31 protein-coding genes, 12 tRNA genes and 1 rRNA gene are annotated in these 25,376 nt (G+C 42.9%); 38 read left to right on the forward strand and 6 right to left on the reverse strand.

Annotated elements, in window-relative coordinates; all coding sequences use genetic code 11:
- Positions 1 to 3 precede the first annotated feature (3 nt).
- Positions 4 to 855, reverse strand: a complete 852-nt coding sequence (locus ACSVDE_RS17880; RefSeq protein ID WP_439302326.1) for a hypothetical protein — start codon at positions 853 to 855, stop codon at positions 4 to 6.
- On the reverse strand, positions 839 to 1,429 hold the full coding sequence (locus ACSVDE_RS17885; RefSeq protein ID WP_439302327.1) for a sigma-70 family RNA polymerase sigma factor: 591 nt from the start codon (positions 1,427 to 1,429) through the stop codon (positions 839 to 841). The genes ACSVDE_RS17880 and ACSVDE_RS17885 overlap by 17 nt, the downstream gene beginning before the upstream one ends.
- Before the next feature lie 148 nt (positions 1,430 to 1,577).
- On the opposite strand from ACSVDE_RS17885, the gene ACSVDE_RS17890 reads away from it, so the two are divergent.
- Positions 1,578 to 2,093 carry a DNA-3-methyladenine glycosylase I gene (locus ACSVDE_RS17890; protein ID WP_439302328.1) on the forward strand — a complete coding sequence of 172 codons (516 nt, stop codon included), beginning with the start codon at positions 1,578 to 1,580 and terminating at the stop codon, positions 2,091 to 2,093.
- 27 nt (positions 2,094 to 2,120) lie between these two features.
- Here the strand turns inward: ACSVDE_RS17890 and ACSVDE_RS17895 are convergent, their stop codons facing one another.
- Together ACSVDE_RS17895 and ACSVDE_RS17900 are read right to left on the reverse strand one after the other, a co-directional pair.
- Positions 2,121 to 2,402, reverse strand: coding sequence for a hypothetical protein (locus ACSVDE_RS17895; protein ID WP_439302329.1), 282 nt, complete (start codon positions 2,400 to 2,402; stop codon positions 2,121 to 2,123).
- A gap of 12 nt (positions 2,403 to 2,414) precedes the next feature.
- On the reverse strand, positions 2,415 to 3,671 hold the full coding sequence (locus ACSVDE_RS17900; protein WP_439302330.1) for a helix-turn-helix domain-containing protein: 1,257 nt from the start codon (positions 3,669 to 3,671) through the stop codon (positions 2,415 to 2,417).
- A 239-nt stretch (positions 3,672 to 3,910) separates the two neighbouring features.
- Between ACSVDE_RS17900 and ACSVDE_RS17905 the strand changes: the two genes are divergently transcribed.
- The 9 genes from ACSVDE_RS17905 to ACSVDE_RS17945 all read left to right on the forward strand — a co-directional run bounded on the left by ACSVDE_RS17905 (position 3,911) and on the right by ACSVDE_RS17945 (position 10,958).
- Positions 3,911 to 4,714, forward strand: coding sequence for a hypothetical protein (locus tag ACSVDE_RS17905; RefSeq protein ID WP_439302331.1), 804 nt, complete (start codon positions 3,911 to 3,913; stop codon positions 4,712 to 4,714).
- Between the two features lie 132 nt (positions 4,715 to 4,846).
- Positions 4,847 to 5,272: an NUDIX hydrolase gene (locus ACSVDE_RS17910; RefSeq protein ID WP_439302332.1), complete on the forward strand. Its 426-nt coding sequence runs from the start codon at positions 4,847 to 4,849 to the stop codon at positions 5,270 to 5,272.
- Positions 5,273 to 5,388: 116 nt separating this feature from the next.
- Positions 5,389 to 6,630 (forward strand): D-alanyl-D-alanine carboxypeptidase family protein, encoded by a 1,242-nt coding sequence (locus tag ACSVDE_RS17915; protein ID WP_439302333.1) that lies wholly within the window; start codon positions 5,389 to 5,391, stop codon positions 6,628 to 6,630.
- Between the two features lie 153 nt (positions 6,631 to 6,783).
- A complete protein-coding gene (locus tag ACSVDE_RS17920) occupies positions 6,784 to 7,263 on the forward strand; it encodes a PH domain-containing protein (RefSeq protein WP_439302334.1) in 480 nt (159 codons plus the stop codon).
- Entirely contained in the window at positions 7,256 to 8,689 is a 1,434-nt protein-coding gene (locus ACSVDE_RS17925) for a PH domain-containing protein (RefSeq protein WP_439302335.1), read from the forward strand. The genes ACSVDE_RS17920 and ACSVDE_RS17925 overlap by 8 nt, the downstream gene beginning before the upstream one ends.
- A gap of 141 nt (positions 8,690 to 8,830) precedes the next feature.
- Positions 8,831 to 9,136: an antibiotic biosynthesis monooxygenase family protein gene (locus tag ACSVDE_RS17930; protein ID WP_439302336.1), complete on the forward strand. Its 306-nt coding sequence runs from the start codon at positions 8,831 to 8,833 to the stop codon at positions 9,134 to 9,136.
- Positions 9,133 to 9,504, forward strand: coding sequence for a hypothetical protein (locus ACSVDE_RS17935; protein WP_439302337.1), 372 nt, complete (start codon positions 9,133 to 9,135; stop codon positions 9,502 to 9,504). Before ACSVDE_RS17930 ends, ACSVDE_RS17935 begins: the two co-directional genes overlap by 4 nt.
- 16 nt (positions 9,505 to 9,520) lie before the next feature.
- Positions 9,521 to 10,213, forward strand: a complete 693-nt coding sequence (locus ACSVDE_RS17940) for a cobalamin B12-binding domain-containing protein (RefSeq protein WP_439302338.1) — start codon at positions 9,521 to 9,523, stop codon at positions 10,211 to 10,213.
- Positions 10,167 to 10,958 carry an STAS domain-containing protein gene (locus ACSVDE_RS17945; protein ID WP_439302339.1) on the forward strand — a complete coding sequence of 264 codons (792 nt, stop codon included), beginning with the start codon at positions 10,167 to 10,169 and terminating at the stop codon, positions 10,956 to 10,958. Before ACSVDE_RS17940 ends, ACSVDE_RS17945 begins: the two co-directional genes overlap by 47 nt.
- A 34-nt stretch (positions 10,959 to 10,992) precedes the next feature.
- Here ACSVDE_RS17945 and ACSVDE_RS17950 read toward each other — a convergent pair whose 3' ends face one another.
- Complete coding sequence (locus ACSVDE_RS17950; protein WP_439302340.1) at positions 10,993 to 11,583, reverse strand: rhomboid family intramembrane serine protease; 591 nt, start codon at positions 11,581 to 11,583, stop codon at positions 10,993 to 10,995.
- A gap of 121 nt (positions 11,584 to 11,704) precedes the next feature.
- On the opposite strand from ACSVDE_RS17950, the gene acpS reads away from it, so the two are divergent.
- The 14 genes from acpS to ACSVDE_RS18020 all read left to right on the forward strand — a co-directional run bounded on the left by acpS (position 11,705) and on the right by ACSVDE_RS18020 (position 23,002).
- Entirely contained in the window at positions 11,705 to 12,064 is a 360-nt protein-coding gene (acpS, locus tag ACSVDE_RS17955; RefSeq protein ID WP_439302341.1) for a holo-ACP synthase, read from the forward strand.
- A 270-nt stretch (positions 12,065 to 12,334) separates the two neighbouring features.
- Positions 12,335 to 13,345 carry a LolA family protein gene (locus ACSVDE_RS17960; protein WP_439302342.1) on the forward strand — a complete coding sequence of 337 codons (1,011 nt, stop codon included), beginning with the start codon at positions 12,335 to 12,337 and terminating at the stop codon, positions 13,343 to 13,345.
- Between the two features lie 249 nt (positions 13,346 to 13,594).
- A complete protein-coding gene (alr, locus tag ACSVDE_RS17965) occupies positions 13,595 to 14,752 on the forward strand; it encodes an alanine racemase (protein WP_439302352.1) in 1,158 nt (385 codons plus the stop codon).
- Between the two features lie 136 nt (positions 14,753 to 14,888).
- Positions 14,889 to 15,173, forward strand: a complete 285-nt coding sequence (locus tag ACSVDE_RS17970) for a CopG family ribbon-helix-helix protein (RefSeq protein ID WP_439302353.1) — start codon at positions 14,889 to 14,891, stop codon at positions 15,171 to 15,173.
- A gap of 4 nt (positions 15,174 to 15,177) precedes the next feature.
- Positions 15,178 to 15,528, forward strand: a complete 351-nt coding sequence (locus tag ACSVDE_RS17975) for a type II toxin-antitoxin system PemK/MazF family toxin (protein ID WP_221569017.1) — start codon at positions 15,178 to 15,180, stop codon at positions 15,526 to 15,528.
- Between the two features lie 289 nt (positions 15,529 to 15,817).
- The gene (locus tag ACSVDE_RS17980) at positions 15,818 to 16,642 is read left to right on the forward strand and encodes an STAS domain-containing protein (protein WP_439302343.1); all 825 of its coding nucleotides are present in this window, start codon (positions 15,818 to 15,820) and stop codon (positions 16,640 to 16,642) included.
- Positions 16,643 to 16,653: 11 nt separating this feature from the next.
- Complete coding sequence (locus ACSVDE_RS17985) at positions 16,654 to 17,010, forward strand: STAS domain-containing protein (protein WP_226552216.1); 357 nt, start codon at positions 16,654 to 16,656, stop codon at positions 17,008 to 17,010.
- Positions 17,011 to 17,012: 2 nt separating this feature from the next.
- Entirely contained in the window at positions 17,013 to 17,414 is a 402-nt protein-coding gene (locus ACSVDE_RS17990; RefSeq protein ID WP_439302344.1) for an anti-sigma regulatory factor, read from the forward strand.
- Between the two features lie 11 nt (positions 17,415 to 17,425).
- The gene (locus ACSVDE_RS17995) at positions 17,426 to 18,439 is read left to right on the forward strand and encodes a PP2C family protein-serine/threonine phosphatase (RefSeq protein ID WP_439302345.1); all 1,014 of its coding nucleotides are present in this window, start codon (positions 17,426 to 17,428) and stop codon (positions 18,437 to 18,439) included.
- Between the two features lie 61 nt (positions 18,440 to 18,500).
- Positions 18,501 to 18,836 carry an STAS domain-containing protein gene (locus ACSVDE_RS18000; RefSeq protein WP_439302346.1) on the forward strand — a complete coding sequence of 112 codons (336 nt, stop codon included), beginning with the start codon at positions 18,501 to 18,503 and terminating at the stop codon, positions 18,834 to 18,836.
- Positions 18,833 to 19,306 carry an anti-sigma B factor RsbW gene (gene rsbW / locus ACSVDE_RS18005; RefSeq protein WP_439302347.1) on the forward strand — a complete coding sequence of 158 codons (474 nt, stop codon included), beginning with the start codon at positions 18,833 to 18,835 and terminating at the stop codon, positions 19,304 to 19,306. The genes ACSVDE_RS18000 and rsbW overlap by 4 nt, the downstream gene beginning before the upstream one ends.
- Before the next feature lie 7 nt (positions 19,307 to 19,313).
- Positions 19,314 to 20,066: an RNA polymerase sigma factor SigB gene (sigB, locus tag ACSVDE_RS18010; protein ID WP_439302354.1), complete on the forward strand. Its 753-nt coding sequence runs from the start codon at positions 19,314 to 19,316 to the stop codon at positions 20,064 to 20,066.
- Complete coding sequence (locus tag ACSVDE_RS18015) at positions 20,059 to 20,664, forward strand: PP2C family serine/threonine-protein phosphatase (protein ID WP_439302348.1); 606 nt, start codon at positions 20,059 to 20,061, stop codon at positions 20,662 to 20,664. Before sigB ends, ACSVDE_RS18015 begins: the two co-directional genes overlap by 8 nt.
- A gap of 175 nt (positions 20,665 to 20,839) precedes the next feature.
- A complete protein-coding gene (locus ACSVDE_RS18020) occupies positions 20,840 to 23,002 on the forward strand; it encodes a Tex family protein (protein ID WP_439302349.1) in 2,163 nt (720 codons plus the stop codon).
- Between the two features lie 19 nt (positions 23,003 to 23,021).
- Here the strand turns inward: ACSVDE_RS18020 and cmpA are convergent, their stop codons facing one another.
- Positions 23,022 to 23,135, reverse strand: coding sequence for a cortex morphogenetic protein CmpA (gene cmpA / locus ACSVDE_RS18025; protein ID WP_221569009.1), 114 nt, complete (start codon positions 23,133 to 23,135; stop codon positions 23,022 to 23,024).
- Positions 23,136 to 23,272: 137 nt separating this feature from the next.
- On the opposite strand from cmpA, the gene ACSVDE_RS18030 reads away from it, so the two are divergent.
- The 14 genes from ACSVDE_RS18030 to ACSVDE_RS18095 all read left to right on the forward strand — a co-directional run.
- Positions 23,273 to 23,722 carry a SprT family protein gene (locus ACSVDE_RS18030; RefSeq protein WP_439302350.1) on the forward strand — a complete coding sequence of 150 codons (450 nt, stop codon included), beginning with the start codon at positions 23,273 to 23,275 and terminating at the stop codon, positions 23,720 to 23,722.
- Between the two features lie 171 nt (positions 23,723 to 23,893).
- Positions 23,894 to 23,968: transfer RNA gene (locus tag ACSVDE_RS18035), tRNA-Asn, on the forward strand.
- 3 nt (positions 23,969 to 23,971) lie between these two features.
- Positions 23,972 to 24,062, forward strand: a tRNA-Ser gene (locus ACSVDE_RS18040).
- Positions 24,063 to 24,079: 17 nt separating this feature from the next.
- A tRNA-Glu gene (locus ACSVDE_RS18045) sits at positions 24,080 to 24,154 on the forward strand.
- A 24-nt stretch (positions 24,155 to 24,178) separates the two neighbouring features.
- Positions 24,179 to 24,254 (forward strand) — tRNA-Asp (locus tag ACSVDE_RS18050).
- Positions 24,255 to 24,282: 28 nt separating this feature from the next.
- A tRNA-Gln gene (locus ACSVDE_RS18055) sits at positions 24,283 to 24,357 on the forward strand.
- Between the two features lie 6 nt (positions 24,358 to 24,363).
- Positions 24,364 to 24,439: transfer RNA gene (locus tag ACSVDE_RS18060), tRNA-Lys, on the forward strand.
- Between the two features lie 8 nt (positions 24,440 to 24,447).
- A tRNA-Leu gene (locus ACSVDE_RS18065) sits at positions 24,448 to 24,533 on the forward strand.
- Positions 24,534 to 24,596: 63 nt separating this feature from the next.
- Positions 24,597 to 24,682 (forward strand) — tRNA-Leu (locus tag ACSVDE_RS18070).
- A gap of 30 nt (positions 24,683 to 24,712) precedes the next feature.
- Positions 24,713 to 24,789: transfer RNA gene (locus ACSVDE_RS18075), tRNA-Arg, on the forward strand.
- A 4-nt stretch (positions 24,790 to 24,793) separates the two neighbouring features.
- Positions 24,794 to 24,870, forward strand: a tRNA-Pro gene (locus ACSVDE_RS18080).
- Between the two features lie 8 nt (positions 24,871 to 24,878).
- Positions 24,879 to 24,952, forward strand: a tRNA-Gly gene (locus tag ACSVDE_RS18085).
- A 10-nt stretch (positions 24,953 to 24,962) separates the two neighbouring features.
- Positions 24,963 to 25,039: transfer RNA gene (locus ACSVDE_RS18090), tRNA-Ile, on the forward strand.
- A gap of 258 nt (positions 25,040 to 25,297) precedes the next feature.
- Positions 25,298 to 25,376 (forward strand): 16S ribosomal RNA (locus tag ACSVDE_RS18095); the annotation flags it as partial.

A 25,376-nucleotide genomic window follows, 5' to 3' on the forward strand; every position in this document is an offset into this window, starting at 1 on the left:
AGTTTATTGCATGGGTGCCATCATTACAGTCCAAATATCTTTTTGTTGATCCCTGATAAGTTGAAAGCTCTTTCGATTTTCGCCTTGTGGTCCCCATGCCACCCGAGCTCTTGGGTTGCCAGTGTCATGTTTGAGGTAGATGATCTCAAACCGATCGACTTGTTTGAGTTCTTCAATGAACAGTTTTGAGTTCTTCCGTGATACTGCAGGGCCTTTATTTCTTTCATCAGCGTATAATTTCTTCGACACCATTACTCCTGCGGGATCTTGATACAATAACATATACTGTGTCTCGTAGTCTTCCATTTCTGAGGTGTGAAAATAAATTTGCATTACTTCAAAGACACCGAGTCCTTCGAGTGCTTTCTGGTTTTGAGAAGCTTTAAGCTGTTCATAAACCTCTATAAGCTTTTCATCAAGAGGTAACACAGGTTCTTGCACCACTGCATCTGGTTCTGGGTCAAGAGGTGGAGATGCATTCTCTTCAGCAGCCTTATCTAACTGTCCTTCTGCAACGTCTGAACCCTCACCAGTAGCCATACCCGAATGAGCTTCATCTTTCATTGCATAATTACTCTCGGTACTTTCTTTAGCTGAGTCTGCACTTTCACTTGTATGATTAACGCCGTTCAGAGAGATGTTATCAAACAACATTTGAGCGACTGCAAATAATAACACCAATGTCACGGCAGTACTCACGATCGGTTTCCAGTTGGAAAATAGGGTTGAAAATTTACCAGAACGTTTTTTGGCGATTTTATCTCGTATATGTTGACGCTGCTTTTCTGTAAATCGATCTTCCGTCGACAACATTTTATTCAGCGTTTTGTTCAAATCTTTAAGTTGCTCTTCCATCATCCATGCTCCTTTCCGATGAGATAGCTTCTTTCAACATTTGTCTTCCGCGATGTAGGCGTGTTTTAATGGTCGATTCATTAATAAAGAGCATTAGGCTGATTTCCTGGACGGAAAGCTCTTCAAAATAATACAGCAATAGAATTTCTCGATATTTGACGGGGAGTGAAAGGACTTGATTGGCCAGGGCTTCCTTCTCATCCTTGGCAAGCAGGTCACTTTCAGGAGTTTTGGAGTCTCCTTTCATCCAGCGAGAAATTTTATCTGTAAATTGAAGGTTTCGGAACGACCAAGTACGATGGTAATCATGGCACCGGTTGATGGTGATCCTGTAGATCCATGTCTTTACTGAGGATTCACCGCGAAATGAATCCATTTTCGTATAACAAGTGACGAAGACATCCTGTACAATGTCCTCAGCCCGACCCCAATCTTTCACATACGTATACGCAAGACGGGTTAATTTCTCCCCGTATTGATCCATCATATGTTCAATGATTTCTTCTTTCGGGTAACGTCCGATGATCTTATCCAACTGTATCTTCGACCGTTGCCTCGGTTGATATTCTTCCAACCTGCTGACCTCCTTTTTTTGCGCTCTTTAACCTACAGACGTAGGGCAAATGAATTACGTTTCAGAAACCATAGAATTTATTTAAAGAAACAAGTAAAGTTAAAGTGGGTAAGTTGTTATCTATATTATATAGGACGGGGGTTCAGAAATGGAAAAGACGAAAGAATTGACGCGATGTAAATGGTGTGAGGAAGACGCTCTTCTCATCGATTACCATGATGAGGAGTGGGGTCAACCCGTTTATGAAGATGATGCATTATTTGAAGCACTCACTCTTGAGATTTTTCAAGCCGGTCTAAGCTGGAAAACGATATTACATAAGCGTGAAAACTTCCGGAAAGCCTTCGAAACTTTCTCTATTGATCAGGTGAAAAATTACGATCATGAAAAAGTGGAAGAGTTATTGCAAGATAAGGGGATTGTCCGCCATAGAAGGAAGATTGAAGCTACAATACACAACGCAAATGTAGCAAAGGAATTGATTCAACAACATGGCAGCCTGAAAAACTTCTTCGATTCCTTGCCAGAGGAGACGATTGAAAAGCAAAAAGCCATTCAGAAGACTTTCAAACACGTAGGACTGACTACAGCAGAAAGCTTCCTCATGGCAGCAGGATTCATCCAACCTGATCATAGTGAAGCGTGTTTTATGAACAATAAATAAGATAAAAAAAGAAGGCGGATGCCTTCTTTAAAGTCTTATCATTGGTGGCGGATTATTATCATGTGCGTAATACTTATAACTCATTGGTGGGTTATTATCATGTGCGTAATACTTATAACTCATTGGTGGGTTATTATCATGAGCAATAATGCTCATAGGCGGGTTGTTATCATGTGTAAGATATTCAGACTTCACTGGCGGGTTGTTATCATGAGTTACTGGAGTATTGTAATTGAGTTGTGAAAACCCACTAATAATTAATAACGATAGAGTGACTATAAATAATACTGAAACAATTTTCTTTTTCATCACACACACCCTTTAGGTAATTTTATTGTTATTTATTAACGCTAGTTTATAAAACTCACTAGCATTTTTGTACTGAGTGTTATTGTAATAATAGTCAGCTAACAATGTAGAGTATTCTCTTACATATTCTAACACATTTCTTTCTTTGAAATATGGAATAGCTGTTTTTTTAATGTAATTTTCAAAATCCTTATCTAAATCATTATCTAACCGATACATTAGAATTACTGCATGTATTTGATACTCTTCATTTGGTTCGCTTTCTAATATCTTGTTAGTTTTATCCAACCATTTTAATGACAGCTTTTGATCTCCTAGGTTTAAATACTCTTTGGCTATTAGAAAGTATGTGCTTGCCAGGTTTTTAAGGTCATTGTTTTCTTTAATTGAGATACTTTTTAAATAGTATTCAATAGCAGATTCAGGCTCATTTTTATTTGAAAATAAAAACCCTAAATTATGATAAATAATTCCTAAGCTTTTATTATCGTTAAATGATTCTGCGAATTTTAAAGCTTGGTGAAAATGGTATTCAGACTGTGAATAACTTTTAATTCTCCTATTTGCGATACCTAGCAGGATTTGACAGTCTGAACTTCTGCTAAAATGGTACTCTCTGTCAAAGATTTCGAGAGCTTTATATGCATAGGTCATCACGGACGTACTATGGAACAAGTAGCTGTGTGTAAGAGCAACACTATAATAATAAACTCCTTTTTCAACCTGATTTAGAGGAGTCTGAGTAAGGTATGTTTCCCCTCTTTCAAAAAAGGTTATAGCTTGTTTATAATCTTGTATAAGATATGAATGAAGTCCTTTAACGTAGAAATAATATAGATTTATTGAAGGATCGGAACTAATTTCTTGAAGCTTATCTACTTTTTTTAATAAACTTGTAGCTTCCTTAATTTTATATTTAACTAAGTTATCCCTGATGAGGAATAAATCATATCTGGTAAGTAAATCAGGATCTTCAATAAAAGGTAAGTATTCTTTAATTTTATTATGAAGGTTTTCTGCCTCTTCAAATTTTCTTACAATTATTAAATAATTCCATTCATTTAACATCCCAAGGATGTTCACATCAAGTTCTTGGCTTTCTGGAGATATCTCAAGCCTTTCACACAAGAGCTGGATGACGTCTTCACTGGATTTGGCGTCGCCGTTTTCTATTTTACTGAGGTAAGAGACGGAGCAAATCCCTTTGGCTAGTTCTTCTTGAGTGAGGCCTTTTGTTTTCCTGTAATATCTTATTCTTTGTCCTATCAAAATATCCCCCCTCCCAAACTTGGGAAAATTGACCCGAAAACCCCTCAAATATTGTCTATCAAAACTACCATTTTTCCCAATACAGGACCATATGTTCCTTTGATAAAATTAATATAACACAAAAAGGAAATCTCAGTTAGTCTTTCAAACTAGTTTTTCACTCTATTGAGAAGATTACAACACTTATCATAGTAAGAATGTTCTTGTTTTAATTATGACATGAATGGGAGGATAGCATAATGGGAAATATGAACAATTTATTTCACGACCGCCACGAACCGAAAGACCCGTTTTATGCTTCTCGCGAATCTAGCCTAGGAAAATCGACAAGAACGACAGAACATAAAATAGTGAAAAATACCCAAACAAAGAAAAAGAAACTTCTCCTCGACGCAGAGAACAATAACTGGTATTATTATCCGATTGACAGAAAAGGGAAATACGACCTGGTCGCAATGAACGAACGTACGGGTATGATCCTTAAGAAAAAGGTAGTAGGTACACCGAACATTTACGAGTTCGATCAATATGTGGTCGTCGCTTGTGAAGGTGACGGGGAAGTCGGGTTTGTGTATCAGTTTGCGAAAGAAGACTTGAAACTCGTACATGAATGGGAGATTGATGGATTCATATGGGACGTCAACTTCTATAATGATGCCGTTAGTGTCTCAACTTATGTTGTCGATCTCGACACAGCAAGACTATATATTTTGAATGGACGCTCGATTGATTTCGTGGAACTTGGAACTCACTTTGCACCCGCAGATATCCTTGTGCTCCAAGAGAGTCTATATATTTCAGCCTATCCTCTAACAGAGGATAGTCCCAAAAAGATCCTCATGTTGGATGCAGAATATGAAATTACACATGAGTACGATGTATCCATATGTCCGAGGTTCCTTTTTGTAAAAGGGAAGGACATTTTGATTCAAGAGCTGGATGTTAAGACGGGCCGATCCGATCGCTATTCCCTATTAAACTTGCGGACTGGAAAAGAAGCGATTTCCCGCCGCAGCATGCCAGTCCGAACTGTGAATTTCTAATATAATAGAAGTTATAGACCAGTCATTCGACTGGTCTATTTTTATGGTGAAAGACTTGAGCTGTCATGAAACGTTCATAGATGAGACGAGGAAATCGTTCCTCATATGTGAAAGGAGTACGGGAAGGGAGCGATGTATATGTGGGAAGGCTCGGCAGCTTTATGTATCAATGAAGATAAAGTCTTGATGGTGTTACAAGGGAAACGAGATGAACCGAAAAGATGGTCCATTCCTTCCGGAGGGAAAAACAAGAACGAATCATTTGAAGCATGCTGTTTAAGAGAGTTGGAAGAAGAAACGGGTTACATAGGAAAAACGCAGTCAAAACTGTTCGTCAAAAGAGGATATTCATATGGAATCGATGTGACAGTACATTACTTCCAGGTGGAAATCATAGGTGGGCAACCAACTATCCAGGATCCAGACGAGCTCATTCATGAAATCCGTTGGGTTTCACTTGAAGAATTACCTCAAATGTCCCTTTCATTCCCTGAAGACCTACGAATCCTACAAGAATTCTTGGAAAAAGCCTCAAAACCCTATCAAATTGGGAAATAATGTTTTGCGGATCAGCCTCTAATGAAAGAAAATGGGAATAGTGACAAGGTCCTGTCAAATTACCCGAACCATACGAATACTATATAGATAACAATAAACTATAGGGGCTAATCAAAATGAAAAAGGTGAATTGCTTCCTTACATCTTTCCTCATTGTCGCGTTTTGGCTTATCCCTTTCCATGCATATGCTGAATCCGATCGACCAGACAACTTGTTCAGTGAGACGTTCATCTTAGTGGACGCAACCACTGGAGAAGTCCTGTTGGATCAAGGCTCTGAAAAGAGAATGTATCCCGCGAGTATCACGAAGATCGTCACAGCGATCCTCGCGATTGAATCAGGTCAACTGGATGAGCAAGTCACCATCAGTAAAAAAGCAGCAACTGTTGAAGGCACGAGAGTGTATTTGCTTGAGGGAGAACAATTGCCACTTCGACAGCTCGTTGAAGGGCTGATGATCAATTCAGGAAATGATGCAGCAATCGCAATCGCAGAACATCTTGCAGGAAGCGTTGAAGACTTTTCGAAACAAATGAATACATTCGCCACCGATCAGCTAGGTCTTGAAAATACTCATTTTGTCAATCCGAGTGGGCTCTATGATGAAAATCATTACACTACTGCATCGGATATGGCGCAAATCACCCAGTACGCCTTGGAAAATGAGGATTTCAAAAAAATCGTCGGTACGAAAACCCTACCTTGGATCGGAAAAGGTTGGGATACGACACTGGTGAACCATCACAAGCTTCTATGGAGATACGATGGCACTTTTGGCGTGAAGAATGGGTATACAAGTCAGTCGCAGCACACGTTGGTTACGGCTGCAAAAAAAGGGGAGACCTCTTACATCGCTGTGACGATGAAAAGTGACACCTCTGAGCAAGCTTACGCTGACACAATTGCCCTGATGGATTACGGATTCGAGAATTTCGAAACGAAGAAGATCGAACAGGGGACCGTCCTGGTGGATGAAGAGGGGAAAGAATACACCCTGAAGGAAGACAAATTCTTCACACAGCCCATCGGTGAAAGGTTCAAAACGACCGTGGATCTTGAAGGGAATCTCGTCGTCACCAACATGGTCGATGAAGAACTCGCATCGTTCCCGTTACTGCCAGATGAAGTTCCTGAAGAAAGTGTAGCGAAAGCATCTTCCGAGCCGACGGAAGCGGTGATGGGAGATGTCCAGCCGGAGAATGAAGAAGGTCCGTCCTGGGCTGTGTTCATTCTGGTCAGCTTAGGAGCTTTACTTATGTTGTTCATTCTGAATGGATACCGCCTGAAATTGAAGAGAAGGCGGAAGCGAGACCGTATGGATAAGATGTTAGATGAAATCAATCAATTTAGAAGATAAGAGATGCACTGACTTGTCTGCTGTGGATTTAAACCATCAGGTGAGACAAGGACGTGCATCCTTTTTACTTTTATAGGAAATCGGACATTTCTACGTTATAATACATTCAGAAGCTGAACGGACTATATTTCAGCTAGGAAGGACTAAATATTCATGCGTAAAGAACCGTCTCAACAAATCGCTCCGAAAGCCCTTTCCGTCTGGAGAATCAGTGGTGCACTCAACAGTTTGTTTTTCCTGGCGGTTTCCATCGGAAGTGTTGTGCTGGTCACACTGACCGACCTTCCTATATGGGTGCCTGTTGTCGTCATCGTGTTATCGATCCTCCTTTCATACATAATGATTCAAGTGGTTCCGAAAATCCGCTATCGAATATGGCGATATGAAGTAAGAGAATATGAAATTGAATTGAAGTTTGGATTATTCATCATTCGAAGAGTGTTGATTCCGATGGTGCGCGTCCAGCATGTGGATACGAAACAGGGACCGTTGTTGCGTCATTACAACCTTTCTTCTGTTACGATCTCTACTGCCGCTACGATCCATGAGATTCCTGCGCTCGATAATGAAACAGCTGATCAAGTCCGGGACTTCATCTCGAATATGGCAAGGGTGACAGAAGAAGATGTTTGAACCGACTCGCCTTCATCCATTAGCAGCTGGATTGTCGTTTCTGAAAATGTTAAGAGAGTGGATCATCCCGTTGGCGATCTTCTTCCTATTCGGTCCAGGGAATGAAACTGGCTTGCCCTGGGTGACGTATGCACCTTTCCTGTTCATCTTCTTTCTTGCCGTCTATGGCTTCATCCATTGGCTCAGATTCACTTATCACATCGAGGGAGAAGAATTGAAGATCGAACACGGTGTATTCATCCGGAAGAAACGGTACATTCCGAAAAAGAGAATCCAATCGATCGATTATACTCAAGGAATCCTACATCGTATTTTTAACGTGGTGAAAGTGAACATTGAAACAGCAGGTGGTGGCGTGGGTGCTGAGGCTTCTCTTTCCGCCATCAACAAATCCGATGCTGATCGTCTCACAGCTCTACTGCGTGACCATGGCACAGGACAAAACGAAGAAGAAGCCGAGGTTCAGCAGACAGAAGAATTGCCTGCATACACCTATACACTCTCCTTGAAAGATTTGATTATTGCGGCTTCAACATCCGGGGGATTGAGTGTAACCCTTCCGCTTGTCGGTACGTTCGGTTCGCAGTTGGATGCGCTCATTCCAGAGGACTTTTATGTCACTGCATTCAATTGGTTGAGCGGTTTCAGCTGGGTCATCATTGCAGCGATGGCATTCTTTTCGGTTTTCATTGCTTGGTTCATATCGTTCATGGGCGTGATTTTGAAATATGCCAATTTCCAGTTGAAGCGATATGAGGACCGGATTGTCATCACAAGAGGTCTGTTAGAGAAGCGAGAGTTGACCTTCCCGTTGCAACGTGTCCAAGGGGTACGGGTCGTGGAGAATGTGTTGCGTCAACCATTCGGATATTCGACTGTCCATGTGGAGAGTGCCGGCGGGGCAGGGCCTGAAGTAGGCGTATCCGCCATGCTTCTCCCGATTATCAAACGGTCCAGATTGAATGATGAGTTGAAGAAGATTTTGCCTGGCTATGAATTGCCGTCCAATATGCATGCATTACCGAAGCGGTCGTTAAGACGCTATCTCATCCGGGCCGTGTTGCCTTCTGTCATCTTGATTCCAGCGTTCTGGTGGCTTCCATCCAACTTGTGGATTCTGCTTCTTTTACCGATAGCCGTTCTCGCCTTATTTGGAATACTTCGTTATAAAGATGGCAAATGGTTGGTCGAGGAAAAAACGTTCTATATGCAATCGCGCTTCTTTTCCAGATCACTGTTGATTACTGAGAAAAGGCGAATGCAAGACTTCGAAGTGATGGAATCCTTCTTCCAAAGACGAAAGCGACTGGCTACCATGAAGACGGCGATTTTGTCAGCAGGTGTAGGTAGAAACTTCCACCTAAAGGATGTCGACTTGAAAGAAAGTCTGGAAGCGTTCGGATGGTACACTCGAGAATCGAATTAAGAAATGTTACGATGAAAGTATTCATGCTCCTATCATAAGGAGCATGTTTCTTTTTACCAAAAATTCTTAAGAAGAAAAAACAGGAATACGATTGATTAGTGCAGAAAGCTATAATACATTTTTCGGAAAAGAGGTCATTCCATGTTTATCGTCCACTCCACGGTCACAGTACCGGAAGGAAAGACAGAAGAGGTCATCGACATCTATCGCAATCGTTCTCGGCAAGTCGACCAGGCGGAGGGGTTCATGTCCTTTGAATTGCTTCAGAATGATAAATCACCTGAGGAATTGACGGTCCAAATCAAGTTCGAAGATAAGAAGAGCTATTTGAATTGGGTGCGGAGTGATGACTTCAAACGGATTCATGAGCTCGAAAAGAAGTATCCAGATAAAGAATTGGCGGGCATTGTCCCGAAGGTCCAGATGTTCAGTGTGGTGGCGGAATGAAAAAGGTCCTGTACCCGCATGTAGTTGACCGAGTCGTAGAAGAGTTATATGACAGATACCCGAATTTGAAAGAGCAGTTCGGTGAAAAAGGAGTTCGTAAATGTCGCGAAGACAACGAGCACCATCTCAGGTACCTGGAAACGTCATATGAATTGGACAATGTACAATTTTTCGTCGATTATGCGCTTTGGTTGAACGGAATCCTGCAAAAACATGGCATGAGTGCTGAGCACCTACGCGTAAACTTTGAGATAATCAAGCAAGTAATGGATAATGATATTGAAGAAGAAAGAAAAGAGCATTATGAAGCTTCTTTGGATGAAGCGTTAAAGGCTTTGAGTACATCTGAGATAAAGACGTCAGAATAATGCAGGCGGTGAGACGATGGAAGCGGATGTCCAAAGGTTTACAAAGTACTTGTTGAATGGTGATGAATTGAGCTGTGAAGACATGATCGATGAATTGCCTGAGAAGGAAAACGTGCTTAGCGTATTTGATTTACTGACGAAATCGATGCAACATATCGGAGAGCTTTGGGAGAATAATGAAGTCTCGGTAGCAGATGAGCACCTTGCGACAGCTACATGCGATTATGTGCTTTCTCAATACCGATACAGGTTCATTACGAGTAAAATAGGGAAGAAAACAGGTCAGAAGGCGATGTTCCTGTGTCTCGAAGATGAGCAGCATTATCTGGGTACAAAGATGATCGCGAGCCTTTTTGAATTTTATGGCTGGGAGGTCCGGTTGTTCGGAGCGAACCTTCCGCTTGAATATGCAGAAACTCAGGCGAAAGAATGGAAGCCGGATTTGATCGGGGTCTCTGTAGCCATTCTTTATCATTTACCGAAATTGAAAGACTACGTTGAAACACTCAGTCGAATTCCAAACGGTCCGACAATGATGGTTGGAGGGCGACTCAGTGGTTTATATGATTTAAGGCAATATTGCAGTGAAGAAACGGTCATCCTTAAAGGTATCGAAGAGGTAAAGACGTGGCTGGAAGCATTAAGTAACGAGGGGATCTCAGATGGCAAACGTAATCAACCTTCCAATTCCATATTTTCAAATCAGTAAGGACTATGAAATCCGAACTCGGTCTCATTTAGCTGAGAAGTTGTTCCCGAATGTAGACGGGTTCCTTGAACTGGTGGATGGAGACAGCATGGAGAAAGCGCAAAAATACCTCCAATTCAAGAGTGATGATACCGAATTCGAGCTCGTCATGAAGACGTTCCAAAATCCTTTTTCATTATTTGAAATCCGTATGTCCTGGAATACAGACAGTACGTGTGAAATCATCTGTTTAGAGAAGAATTCTCACAACGAGAAGTTGTCGAGACAGATCGATCGTCTTCGATCACGTTTACAGAATACGAATTTCGAGCTGTTAGATAAGAAGAATGAATTGGAATCGGCATTACACAGAATCAATGAACTTTCCGGTCCATTCATCTCGCTGACAGATGATGCGGCACTGATTCCGCTTTTCGGTGATCTGACGGACGAAAAGATGGAGCTTATTACACAAAATATCCTCGATAATGCTCATCGAAGGAACCAAGAGCGACTCTACTTCGATTTTACGGGTGTGGGTGATATTACGAAGAAAGGCTTCAAAGAGTTACAGCAGCTGTTCAAAACGTTGTGGTATATGGGGCAGATCGAAGCTATCATTATTGGAATTACACCTCAGCAAGCGGTTGTCCTCAATCATTTGGATACGGAATATCACTTGAGATTTGTTTCGACCTTGAAAGATGCCATCAGTGACCTGGTGAAACATACAAAAACAGGAGCTGGATCTCGATACCGCAGATAGCGGGGATCCGGATGGCTCCTGTTTTTTTAATGGATTATGATCTTCTGAATCGTTTGCCTGTCAGTAGGATCGGTCCTAGAGCGGCACCGCCCACCAAACCGAACAGGTGACCGAGTATGTTGATTCGAGGTGTGACGAAGGTCATGACGAGACTCAGAATCAGGATCGTCAAGACGATTTGTTTGTTTTGTTGGTCGATTAATTCTCTACGTGCGTAGATGATGTATACATAAAGTCCGAACAGGCCGAAGATCGAACCAGACGCACCGATGTGTGAGTAATACGGCCCCTGAAGCATGAGAGTGGCGATATTGGCGACAACACCTGCCCCGAGATAACCGATGATGAATTTGAATTTACCTAGCAGTCGTTCTAATGCAGGACCGAAAAGGTATAATGAAAAGGAATTGAAGAGAAAATGCGGGAAAGCTTCGTGGATGAAGATTGGCGTCACGAGCCTCCAATATTCCCCTGCTGATATGTAAATGTTGATGCCTGCTGTCAGCCTCAATAATGCTGGAAACAGGTTGACCCCTATGAAAAGCAGGATGTGAATCCCGATAATTATGGAGATAATAGGATAAAATCGAATGAATGAACGGAAATTTTCAGTTCGGACAAACATAGCAATCCCTCATTTGCCGGTGGATTTTTTGAAAGTGTTACGTTGTCCATATAGTTTACCATATTCAGATTACCAAGTCTGAATGCGTGATTTTAACAGTATAGAAAGGAGTGGTCCCCTCATGATCGTCGGAATCGGAATCGATATCGTGGAGATAGTTCGGATTGAACATACACATGAACGACAGCAAAAATTTTCTGAGCGTGTTCTTACTGTGGAGGAAAGAAGCTATTTTCAGAAGTTGAAAGGAAGGAAGCAGCTGGAATTTCTTGCAGGTCGGTTCGCGGCGAAAGAAGCGTATGCGAAAGCCGTCGGAACAGGAATTGGGGAGAAGCTGAGCTGGCAGGACGTAGAAATTTTACCAGACGAAAAAGGAAAGCCTGTGTTGAAGGCAACCTCTGACTGGGTGACGCACGTCTCCATCTCACACAGTAAAGAGTACGCAGTTGCGCAAGTAATCCTTGAAAGCTCGTCAAGCTAGTCTGCATATTGCAAGAAGTTGTCTCATATATTTGTAGTGCGGTTAGAGGGAACGCTGATGCATATGTGCAGATGGTCGAGTGGATGCAACCGCCAAAGGTTACGAACAAGGGGGTGTAGATTCAGACAGATGCTTGCATTCACGGATTCAGTTTTTCTCGAACAAATAGCAATCTGATGTGAGTATGCCCCTGGCGGCATGCGCGACACAGACCATCTTATCCTTACGTATGTAACGTCCCTCTTTTGTCATCTATATGAGGCAAAGGAGATGAAAAATTTGAAAAGAGCACTCTCGCTTCTTGTCATTGCACTTCTTATTACGGCTTTAGCAGCTTGTGGATCAAAGAGTCAACAGGATGTACTTTCTGACTTGGAAGGTACGATGAAGAAGATGTCAGGTTATAAAGCGGAAGCAACCATGACGCTGCAAACAGGGGAGCAGCCAATCACCTATGAAATCGAAGTCTGGCACAAGAAACCGAGTTTTTACCGGGTGAGCTTGAAAAATGCCGAAAAAGATCAGAGCCAGATGATCTTGCGCAACAGCGAAGGCGTTTTTGTTCTGACACCTGCGTTGAACAAAAGCTTCCGTTTCCAAAGCGAATGGCCGGAAAACAGCAGCCAAGTGTACTTAATGGAATCTCTGGTTAGTGACATACTGAATGATGATGAGCGTAACTTCAAGGCTGGAGAAAAGGGTTACGTGTTCAATACGAAAACGAATTACCAGAACAAAAATCTTTACCAGCAGGAAATCACGCTTGATAAGTCGAGCTTGATGCCGAGCAAGGTCAAAGTCATGGATAAAGACATGAAAGTGCTGGTGGACGTAAAGTTCAAAAACACGAAAATGAATGCGAAGTTTGATGATGGACAATTTGATATGGAGCGGAACATGGAGGGGGCTCAACTGGAAGTGCCGACAATGGCTTCTTCTGAAGAAAAAGCGTTGACGCCGGTATTCCCGAACTACGTTCCAGAAGGTACGGCTTTATTGAACCAGTTGGCCAATAACGATGGGGACGAAGTCATTCTGACCTATGCGGGTGATCAGTCGTTTACCATCATCCAAAGACAGGCGGTCGTCACTCCAGCAACGAAAATGCTTACGATGGACGAAGGGAACCTCGTTGACCTCGGTTTCGCAGTCGGTGTCTTGAGCGGAAAGACGTTGAGCTGGTCAGTGAATGGAGTCGATTACTACCTGGCTTCCAACGAATTGACCGAGGAAGACATGGCAGCCATCGCTTCATCGATGATGAGTACGCAAGGCAAATAAAAGGTTATAAGGCTGGAAGAATAGATACCACCATTCTTTTCAGCCTGTTTTTTTGAAGTGAAGTGATTGGTACCAGGTACCGATTAGGATCTCAACTGGCGCAAGGGTTTTCGGAAGGTGCCTGGCACCGATCAGGAATCCAGCTGTATCAAGGGGTCGAAATCGGTGCCAGGCACCAACAAAGAATTTACCCGCTTGTGGTGGTTCATGTACAATAGAAGGAAACTAGGTGTAGGAGTCGTTTCGAGCATGCAATTTTACAGAGATACGTGGGTCGAAGTGAATTTGGATTATATCAAAGAAAATTACGTGAATATACAGAACCATCTACAAGGCGGAACGAAAGTGATGGCGATTGTGAAGGCGAATGGGTATGGTCACGGTGCACAACAAGTCGCAAAGCACGTAGTTGAGAGTGGAGTCGATTACCTCGGCGTTGCGCTTCTCGATGAGGCGATTGCGCTGAGAAGCTATGGGATCGAGGTCCCGATCCTGGTTCTAGGATGGGTCGCTCCTGAATATGCTTCTAAAGCCGCGAGGTATGGAATCACCTTGACTGTATTCCAAAATGAATGGCTACAAGCCCTGGAGGAGACCTCTCAGCCTCTCACACTCCATTTGAAGTTTGATACCGGTATGAATCGGCTTGGTATAAATGATGAAAATGAGGCAAAGCTAATCATTAATACAATTAAACAAAATCCGAGTTTGAAGTTAGAAGGGGCTTTTTCGCATTTTGCGACTGCTGATGAACTAGACTCTGAGCTTGTCAATCAACAAATGAGCCGGTTCTCAAACTACCTTTCTCTGATGAAGAAGGAAGGAATCACTCCTGAAATCGTCCATTTCGGCAACAGTGCAGGCGCTATCCGTTTTCCGGAATATGAGCAGCAATATGTCCGTGTAGGCATCTCGCTATACGGCCTTTCGCCATCCGAGGAAATGAAAGAGGTATTGCCGTTTTCTCTGAAACAGGCTTTCTCCTTGCATAGCAGACTGACGCATGTAAAGCAGATTGGTCCTGGCGATACGGTCAGCTACGGGGCGACTTACGAAGCGTCTGAAAAAGAGTGGATCGGGACTGTTCCGATCGGCTATGCAGATGGCTGGCCCCGCCGTTATGCCGATAAAGGCCATGTCCTCGTTGAGGGACATTATTGCAAAATCGTCGGCAGGATTTGTATGGATCAATTGTTGATCAGGCTGCCTTACAAGGTGGATGTAGGTACCAAAGCCACATTGGTCGGTGAGCAGAAAGGTCTTGAAATCACCGTTGATGACATCGCTATGCAAAACGATACGATCAACTATGAAATACCCTGCTTGATCTCTTCAAGAGTGCCGAGAATCTACAAAAAAAATAATGTGATCATTGAAACAATGAATCAAATCCTAAATAATTCGTAATTTATTAAAGGAATTCGGCATAATTTGGCGAATGGATTATACGGAGATGCCTCAAGATGGCTTTGCAATAATGGGTTTCTAATGGTACTATTAATAAGGGATTTTCAGAGAGATCGAAGCAGTTAGCTGGAGGTGGATTTTTGTGTCTGATTTGCACAAAAAGCGAATCGTAATAAGCTTACCGGAGCAACTGATAAAAGAGGTGGACGGAGCGATTATGAACGAGAACTTGAATAGAAGCGAGTTTATTCATCAAGCAACCGAAATGTATCTGCGAGAACGGGAAAGTCGCCATATCCGTGAATCCATGCGTCAAGGATATATGGAAATGGCCAAAATCAACTTGAACATTGCATCAGAAGCCTTTCTTGCCGAGGAGGAAGCTGATCTAACTTTGGACCGCTTAGTAAGCGGGGTGTAATGATTTGATAGTAAAGCGTGGCGACGTTTACTTTGCAGATCTTTCTCCAGTAGTAGGGTCGGAGCAAGGAGGTATCCGGCCGGTATTGATCATACAGAATGATATCGGTAACCGGTTTAGTCCAACAGTGATCGTCGCGGCCATTACAGCCCAGATACAGAAGGCTAAACTACCTACTCATGTTGAAATCAGTGCTAAAAAATACAAATTCGAACGAGATTCAGTTATTTTACTTGAACAAATTCGAACCATCGATAAGCAACGATTAACAGATAAAATCACACATTTAGATGACGAAATGATGAAGAAAGTTGATGACGCTCTACAAATCAGCTTAGGGCTCATTGATTTTTAACATTTTTTAAAGGGTACGGAGCTGCTGAAATAAGCGGCTTTTTTTGTTGTTTAAAAAATTCTCGGAGTGCAGAATGTTTTATGTAGTAAAAAAGATCTGATTAGGAACAAATTTGTTAAAAATGGACTTCGATGTACTCATTTTTACCCCGCATTTCGATTATTTAAACGACGGATGCATTCTTGTTGAAATGTTAAATTGTGGCTCTAAGACCAAAACCGTTGAAAGATTTGGATAATAATGAAATAATATTTTTATGTATGACTATCGAACGAACGGAGGCATAGGGATGAACTCAAACGTATATGAAGTTATGGAACAGAATCGTTCTTCTATTGAAGACGCATGGCAAAATCAAATGTTGAACTTCAGAGAGGACGAGCGTGAACTAACAACAGTTACTAAAGAGGTATTCCTGAATTCGAATACTGAATTTATAAATAGCTTGATGAAACACGTTGTTGAACAACGTGATGAAATTGGATCAGACCTTCAAGATTTTTTTGAAAGGACAGTCCAGATTGGATGGCCGCTCAGTTATGTGACGAAAGGTCTCCAAGTATTCAGACGCATTGGATTGAAGACGATCATCAGCGAGAAAGAAGACATTGATTATGTCATGGATACGTTTGAGGAATTCGATCAATCGATTGATAATCTGTTTGAGTCGATCGTCTCCTTTTCTACCCAAAATTGGCGCAACACTGTGTCGGTACAGAAGAAGGCATTGCTTGAGTTATCTGCACCATTGATTCCGGTGTTTGAACATATCAGTGTGATGCCATTGATTGGAACGATTGATACAGAAAGAGCGAAATTAATCATGGAAAACCTGTTGGACGGTGTAATTGAAAACCGTTCCCAGGTTGTATTGATTGACATAACGGGTGTGCCTGTTGTAGATACAATGGTTGCCCATCATATCATCCAAGCGGCAGAAGCAGTACGTCTGATCGGTTCGAAATGCATCTTGGTAGGGATTCGTCCTGAGATTGCACAGACGATCGTGAACCTAGGGATTGATCTAAGTGATTTCCCAACAAGAAGCACTTTGCTTAAAGGCGTGGAATCCGCTTTAGAAATTACGAATAAAAAAATTGAATCCTTATCCTAGGAGGGCTACGGATGAGAGTACCAATTCTTAAATTACATGAATATCTATTGATTTCCATTCAAGTAGAGCTTGATGATAAGACGGCGCTTCAATTCCAAGAGGACCTGCTTGGAAAAATCCATGATACCGGAGCAAAAGGGATCGTCATCGATCTTACTTCTGTGGATATGGTTGATTCTTTTATCGCAAAGGTATTAGGTGATGTCGTGAAGATGTCAAACTTAATGGGTGCGAAAGTGGTTTTAACGGGAATCCAGCCACCGGTTGCGATTACGTTGATCGATTTAGGCATTAATATGAGAGATGTGCCGACTGCTTTAGATTTAGAACAAGGGTTAGATAAACTTCGACTGGATTTGGAGGGATGAACATGACCGTCCAATCCTGTGTAGATGTCCGGAATGAATGGGATATTGTCAGCGCACGACAACTAGGGAGAGACTTGGCGAGAGAGTTAGGTTTTTCAAGTGTAGATCAAGCAAGAATCACGACAGCGATATCCGAACTTGCCCGAAATATATATCTATATGCAGGGAACGGAAGAATTTGCATTGAACCTATTGAAGAGGGGAACCGCAGAGGGTTGCGCATCAGTGCAAATGATACAGGTCCGGGAATACAGGATATCCGCAAAGTGATGGAAGATGGATATACAACATCAGGTGGACTAGGAGCAGGTCTGCCGGGTGTCAAACGACTCATGGATGAGTTTGCGATACAATCTACAGTGAATGTAGGGACTGAGATATCGATTACGAAATGGCTCCGTTAGGAGGATAAAGCATGTTGGGGGATAAGGGAATCCTAGTAGAGCGATATGAACAATTCTTATCTGCTTACCTAAGTGGAAGAACAGAACAAGCATTATATAAAGCACAGCAGTTCAGTCGAAAGATGATTGAGCAGAACATCTCCCCTGAAGAGGTTATCAATATACACTATACTGTCTTAGAGTCTTTGAATGGGGATATTCCCGAACAGGTTAGGGATTCTTTTGACTTCTTGATTGAAGTGATGATGGGCTATGGTATGGCCTACAGGGAGCACCAGATTTTAAGGGATAAACAGATGGCACTTGAGTCTGAAATCGAGGTTGCTGCGAGTATGCAACAAACCTTGCTTCAAGGAGATATTCCGGATATAGATGGTCTTGAAATTGGCGTCATCAGTAAAGCTGCTAAGAAGATGAGCGGAGATTACTATCACTTTGTCCAAAATGGCCAGGAATCGATCAGTGTTGCAGTTGCAGATGTCATTGGTAAAGGTGTACCTGCTGCTCTCTGTATGTCCATGATCAAATACGCGATGGATAGTTTACCGGAGCAGCAGAACAACCCGAGCTACGTCCTGGAGAATTTGAACAGAGTTGTGGAGCAGAACGTGGACCCGACGATGTTCATCACGATGTTCTATGGTCACTATAATGCAGAGCACCATCGCTTTTTTTATGCAGGTGCCGGTCATGAGCCAGGGTTTTATTACAATGCAAAGACCAATGACTTCGAGGAGTTCATGGCGAAAGGTCTTGTGTTAGGCGTTTCTAGATCGACAAAATATATGCAATATGAGAAGACGGTCGAGATCGGTGACATGATCGTCTTATTATCTGATGGCGTGACAGAGTGTCGGACAAGCAGTGGCTTCATCTCGAGGGAAGAAGTAATTTCATTAATTCGATCATACATGCATTTATCACCACAAGAAATCGTGGACAATGTTTATTCCGACCTGGAGGAATTACAGGAATTTGAATTGAGGGATGATTTTACCTTGATTATTTTGAAAAGGTCGGTTTAAGGTTGTTCCGGAAGTGGTATGGATATAATAATGCATGCCTATATACCAAGGGGGAAGAACAATGAACTTACAAATTCAAAAGGAAGAAACGCAACAACATACAGAAAAATTGATCTTGAACGGAGAAGTGGATGCTTATACTGCTCCGAAACTGAAAGAAACATTAATCCAATCCACTCAAAAGGAAGGACACGAAATCATCGTCAACTTGAGTGGAGTGCAATATATGGACAGTACAGGGCTAGGCGTTTTCGTTGGAGCTTTGAAATCCTCTCAGCAGCACGGCAGTAAATTGACGTTGACCGGTATGACTGAACGCGTACAACGCCTGTTTGAAATTACTGGATTGACAGATGTCATGAACATTGAACCTACAGCAGAGGGGGAGGCGCGATGAGCGATCTAATCGAAATGACGATTCCAGCGAAGCCTGATTTTGTCGGTGTTGCCCGCTTGACAGTTTCAGGTATCGCTAGTCGTATGGGATATACGTTTGATGAAATAGAAGATATCAAGATTGCGGTATCAGAAGCGATTACGAATGCGGTCAATCATGCATATGGTTCTTCTGATGAAGGTAAGATTCGTCTATCTTATGGTATGTTCGAAGATAAACTCGAAATCACTGTTATGGATAAAGGTAAGAGCTTCGATGTCAACAAGATCAAGCAAACGACCGGACCCGTCAATGGAAAACCAGTTGAGCAAATCAACGAAGGAGGGTTGGGGCTTTTCTTGATTGAAACGCTAATGGATAAAGTAGATATTAGCGATGACGCTGGAGTTGTAGTTATGATGACGAAATACCTGAACAGAGATGGGGTGGATGCAAGTGTCGACCAATACAAGCCAGCCCCGTCACAATAAAGACCACATCTATGAATTATTAGAACAATTACGAGAAGATCCTGAAAATCAAGAAGTCCAAACGATTCTGGTAGAGCATTATCAGGACCTGGTACATTCACTTGCTCGTAAATTTTCGAAGGGGAAAAGCATCCACGATGACTTAGTGCAAGTTGGCATGATTGGTCTACTGGCTGCTTTTCGACGTTATGACCCTGATTTCGGAAGAAGTTTCGAGTCGTTTGCCGTACCGACAATCATCGGTGAAATCAAGCGATTCATCCGTGATAAGACTTGGAGCGTCCATGTTCCGAGAAGAATAAAAGAACTGAGCCCTAGGATCAAAAGAGCAGTTGAAGAGCTGACAAATGAACTGCAACGCTCGCCGAAGGTAGCCGAAATCGCAGAATATCTAGATTCTTCAGAGGAAGAAGTCCTTGAAACGATGGAGATGGGCAAGAGTTATCAAGCTTTATCAGTCGATAGCTCAATCGAGGCTGATCAAGAAGGAAGCACCGTAACCTTGTTGGATCTGGTAGGAAGTACAGAAAGCGGATACGAGCAAACGGATCAACGAATGCTTTTACAAAAAGCTTTCGGTGTACTCTCAGAACGAGAACAAGAAATTCTCCAATGTACGTACTTTGAGAATTTAAGCCAGAAAGAGACAGGTAAAAGACTGAACATTTCTCAAATGCACGTATCGAGGCTTCAGCGTAGAGCGCTTGAAAAATTAAAAGATGCGATTCGCGTCGATTCTTCGGAGGCTTTAAATGATTGAGGAGCAATCAGTACATCAAAGAATCGATCTTAGTACATTTCAAAGATCGAAAATAGAGGGACAGTGCAATGGAGACAGCTACTTCACGAAAGAAACGGAGGATTACTTCGTTTGTCTCGTGGCTGATGGTCTCGGCAGTGGTCAAGCTGCGCACGATGCATCGACCAAAGCCGTCCAGGTTGTGGAAGAACACCACGAGCAGGACGTAGAAACGTTGATACAACTGTGCAATGATGCTCTGTCGCAATCGCGGGGTGCTGTACTCACCTTATTCAAAGTCCATTTCAATGAAAAGGTCTTAGAATATTGTGGCATTGGAAATATCCGATTGGTCATTGGGTTACCATCAGGAAAGCTGGTCCATGCGATCCCTAAATCAGGATTCCTTTCTGGTAAGCCGACGAAATTTGATGTGAGACGGATTGAATATCCAGAAGGCTCGATGTTCATCGCTTATTCCGATGGCGTTGATTTGAGCTCTCCTGATAAGCGGAATGTCATGCGCGCTCGAAGCCCGAAAATTGCTGCTAGCTATTTGAAGCAAAAATGTATGGAAACCGTAGACGATATGACATGTGTCATTGGTAAACTGACGTAAAGAGTTTTCTCATCGTAAGGGAAGGCTCTTTTTTTGTGCTTTAAAAAAGGCAACTTAGTTATGGTACACTTGAGATTACACAGCGCTTGAGGGTATCTAGCGAGTAAGTCATGAGCATCGCTTTGCCTTTGGCTCAACCTAAGATTTCTTGAACAGTGAATGAGGAGGAACAAGATTGGAAGGAAACAATGAACTCATCAAACAAGTAGCGAGTGAAACGAAACTTTCCATAAAGTACGTGAAAAACATCATCGACCTTCTGGAAGAAGGGAATACAGTACCGTTCATTGCACGTTATCGTAAAGAATTGACAGGTGCCGCAGACGAAGTCCAAATACGGAATGTTTCTGAGGCATGGGAGTATAAAAACAACCTCGAAAAGCGAAAAGAGGAAGTTTTACGTTTAATTGAAGAACAAGATAAGCTGACGGACGAATTGAGAGCAGAAATACATAACGCCACAAAGCTTCAGCAGGTGGAAGACTTATACCGCCCTTATAAGCAAAAGAAACGGACGCGTGCCACGACCGCTAAGGAAAAAGGCTTGGAGCCGTTAGCTAATCTGATCATGGAGCAACCTAAAGGGATTGACCTGGATTCAGAAGCAACAGCGTTTTTATCAAAGGAAAAAGAAGTACAGTCTGTAGAGGATGCAATCCAAGGAGCAGAAGACATCATCGCAGAATGGGTTTCGGATGACTCGGATAACAGAACCTGGATTCGATCACTCACGTTCCAAGAGGGGATCATTGAAACGAAAGTAAAAAAGAAAGAGATGGATGAATCCGACCAAAAAACGTATGAGATGTATTACGAATATCAGGAGCCGGTGAAGAAAATCGTCCCCCATCGTACACTTGCTGTGAACCGAGGCGAAAAAGAAGGAGTATTAAGAGTCTCTACTATCGCACCGGTGGACAAGATTTTGCGAAAGTTGAATGAAAAGTATGTGCAACCAGGCTCCTCTACACGGGAGAACATCGAGCGAGCAATCCTGGATGGCTATAAGCGGCTCATCGCACCTTCTATCGAACGGGATATCCGAAACGAACTGACGGAAAAAGCAGATGAACAGGCCATCCGGATCTTTTCGGAAAACCTGCGCCATCTGTTACTACAACCACCATTGAAAGGAAAGATAGCGCTTGGCGTCGACCCGGGGTATAGAACCGGCTGTAAAATTGCAGTCGTAGATGAGACAGGTAAAACATTGGATGTCAGTGTCATGTATCCAACACCACCTCGTTCCGATATTGAAAAATCCAAGTCCATCCTCAAAGCATTGATTGAAAAGCACGATGTTGAAATCGTTGCAATCGGCAATGGAACCGGATCTCGGGAAACAGAACAATTCGTAGCGGATCTCATCAAGGAACTCAACCGTCCGCTTGCGTATATCATCGTCAATGAAGCTGGGGCCAGTGTGTATTCGGCTTCTGATGTAGCCCGACAGGAATTTCCGGACTTGAAAGTAGAAGAAAGAAGTGCGGTATCCATCGCAAGAAGATTGCAGGATCCGTTATCTGAACTCGTCAAAATCGATCCGAAATCGATTGGCGTCGGACAATATCAACACGATGTCGCGCAAAAACAATTGAACGATTCACTGACTTTCGTTGTCGAAACGGTCGTAAACCAGGTTGGTGTGAACGTCAATACGGCTTCTCCTTCCTTATTGCAATATGTCGCAGGTCTCTCAAAAACCGTCGCGAACAACATCGTCAAGCAGCGGGAGGAAGAAGGGAAGTTCAAGAGCAGGGTCCAATTGAAGAAGATCCCGAGGCTTGGGGCTAAAACCTATGAACAGTGTATCGGCTTCCTACGAATCATTGATGGAAAGAATCCACTTGATCAGACTCCGATCCATCCGGAAAGCTATGACGATACGAAAAAGCTTCTTGCGTTACTTGGTGTAACGGAAAAAGAAATCGGAACAGAAGAGATCCGAACGAAGCTTCAATCTCTAGATATTAAGGAGTACGCTGAAAAACTTGATATTGGCGAACTGACACTAAAAGATATCATTGATGCTATTGTGAAGCCATCCAGAGACCCTCGTGATGAAGTGACGAAACCTCTATTGAAGACGGACGTCTTGAAGATGGAGGATCTGGAAGAAGGAATGGAGCTTGAAGGTACAGTCCGAAATGTCGTAGATTTCGGTGCATTCGTTGACATCGGTGTGAAGCAAGACGGGCTTGTCCATATCTCCAAGCTAAGTAAGAACTACGTCAAACACCCGATGGACGTTGTACATGTCGGAGAAGTCGTCAAAGTCTGGGTCGAACAAGTCGACCTCCAAAAACAAAGAATCGCCTTAACGATGGTAAGTCATTAAAAACAAAAAGCACTGCTTCTTAGGAGCAGTGTTTTTTTCTGTAAAAGAACCAACATTGGTTGAGTAATTTGATCTGATAACGGTCTTTATTGAAGTACGCATTCCTTAACTGCTTTTTGAACCAGTAAGGCATGTTAGCCCTCCTCACTTTCCTAAGGGTGGTTATTAGTCTATGTGTCACGGCTTGCCAATGTTCGTGACTTCTCTTTACTTTTCATTTCAGAAGAGTTTTGGCACAATATATAAGAAGAAGGGGAAGGGTGGATCCAGATGGAACAGAGCGAGCTTCAGCAATTAGTCGAAGACATCTCATCAAAATACTTCAATAGACCATTTGTGCATGAAGCGCGTTTCAACAATCGATTGAAGACGACAGGAGGTCGTTATTTACTCGGTTCCCATGATCTTGAGTTCAACCCTAAACAACTGGAAGTGAACGGAATGGACGCCTTCGTTGGCATCATCAAGCACGAACTATGTCACTACCATCTACATTTGCTTGGAAGAGGATATCGCCACCGTGATCAAGATTTTAAGCAGTTGTTGAAGCGAGTGGGCGGCAGTCGTTATTGTCAGGTGATTCCCGGACAGCGCAGACAAGAACAGGTGAAATACAACTACCTATGTAAAAAGTGCGGGCAACTATACCCGCGTAAGCGGAAGGTCGATACGAGAAAGTATGGTTGTGGGAAATGTAGAGGCAAATTAATTCTCAAATAGTCATTGACTAAGACTTTAGATTATGTTACTTTAATTAAGTCGCGATAAGGACATGCGTCCTATCGACAAGACAAAGCAAAAAAAGATTTAAAAACATAAAAAAAGATATTGACTTCGGTTTTTATCTGTTGTAAGATACTTATTGTCGCTAAAAAACGAATCACACTTTATTCCACAGTAGCTCAGTGGTAGAGCTATCGGCTGTTAACCGATCGGTCGCAGGTTCGAGTCCTGCCTGTGGAGCCATATGGAGAAGTACCCAAGTGGCTGAAGGGGCGCCCCTGCTAAGGGTGTAGGTCGTGTAAGCGGCGCGAGGGTTCAAATCCCTCCTTCTCCGCCATTCTAATTATTCATTTTGGCCCCTTGGTCAAGTGGTTAAGACACCGCCCTTTCACGGCGGTAACACGGGTTCGAATCCCGTAGGGGTCACCACTTTTTTTATTGGAGAAATACGATGGACCCGTGGTGTAGGGGTTAACATGCCTGCCTGTCACGCAGGAGATCGCCGGTTCGAATCCGGTCGGGTCCGCCATTAATATTAAAAATGTTAGTTAAATCGATGGGCTATAGCCAAGCGGTAAGGCAACGGACTTTGACTCCGTCATGCGTTGGTTCGAATCCAGCTAGCCCAGCCATTTAACGAGCCATTAGCTCAGTCGGTAGAGCATCTGACTTTTAATCAGAGGGTCGAAGGTTCGAGTCCTTCATGGCTCACCACTTTCTTTGCGGGTGTGGCGGAATTGGCAGACGCGCTAGACTTAGGATCTAGTGTCCTTGCGACGTGGGGGTTCAAGTCCCTCCACCCGCACCATTATTCATTAAATGGTGCAACACGGTTTTACAGAAAAGCATCGCTAGTTTGAATATCCATTTAGCGGTCGTGGCGGAATGGCAGACGCGCTAGCTTGAGGGGCTAGTGGGTGTATACCCGTGGAGGTTCGAGTCCTCTCGACCGCACCATATAAATTTCATATCTCATTTCATTAACATGCGCCCGTAGCTCAATTGGATAGAGCGTCTGACTACGGATCAGAAGGTTAGGGGTTCGACTCCTCTCGGGCGCGCCATTTACGGGAAGTGGCTCAGCTTGGTAGAGCACCTGGTTTGGGACCAGGGGGTCGCAGGTTCAAATCCTGTCTTCCCGACCATCATATATGCGGGTGTAGTTTAGTGGTAAAACAAGAGCCTTCCAAGCTCTGGTCGTGAGTTCGATTCTCATCACCCGCTCCATTCAAATTATGGGCCTATAGCTCAGCTGGTTAGAGCGCACGCCTGATAAGCGTGAGGTCGGTGGTTCGAGTCCACTTAGGCCCACCATTTATACAACTCCTTCGAAATATAGAGCCTTTCAATTCACGTTGATTCTCTTTATGATCGATTTCAAACAAGACAAAAACTTTCTCAAAAAAGTTATTGACACTGTAGTTGCGAAAATGGTACATTGCTTAAGTCGCCAAAAAAACGACGACATACAAACAGCTCTTTGAAAACTGAACAAAAGCCAAGCGTGAAACGGGTTTTTATATAAAAACCCCGAATCAATTTCGATTTACATTTAATGAGCAATCAAACACTTTATTGGAGAGTTTGATCCTGGCTCAGGACGAACGCTGGCGGCGTGCCTAATACATGCAAGTCGAGCGGATCAATGGGG

It is taken from the genome of Pseudalkalibacillus sp. Hm43 (assembly GCF_051842935.1).
GTDB lineage: Bacteria > Bacillota > Bacilli > Bacillales > Fictibacillaceae > Pseudalkalibacillus.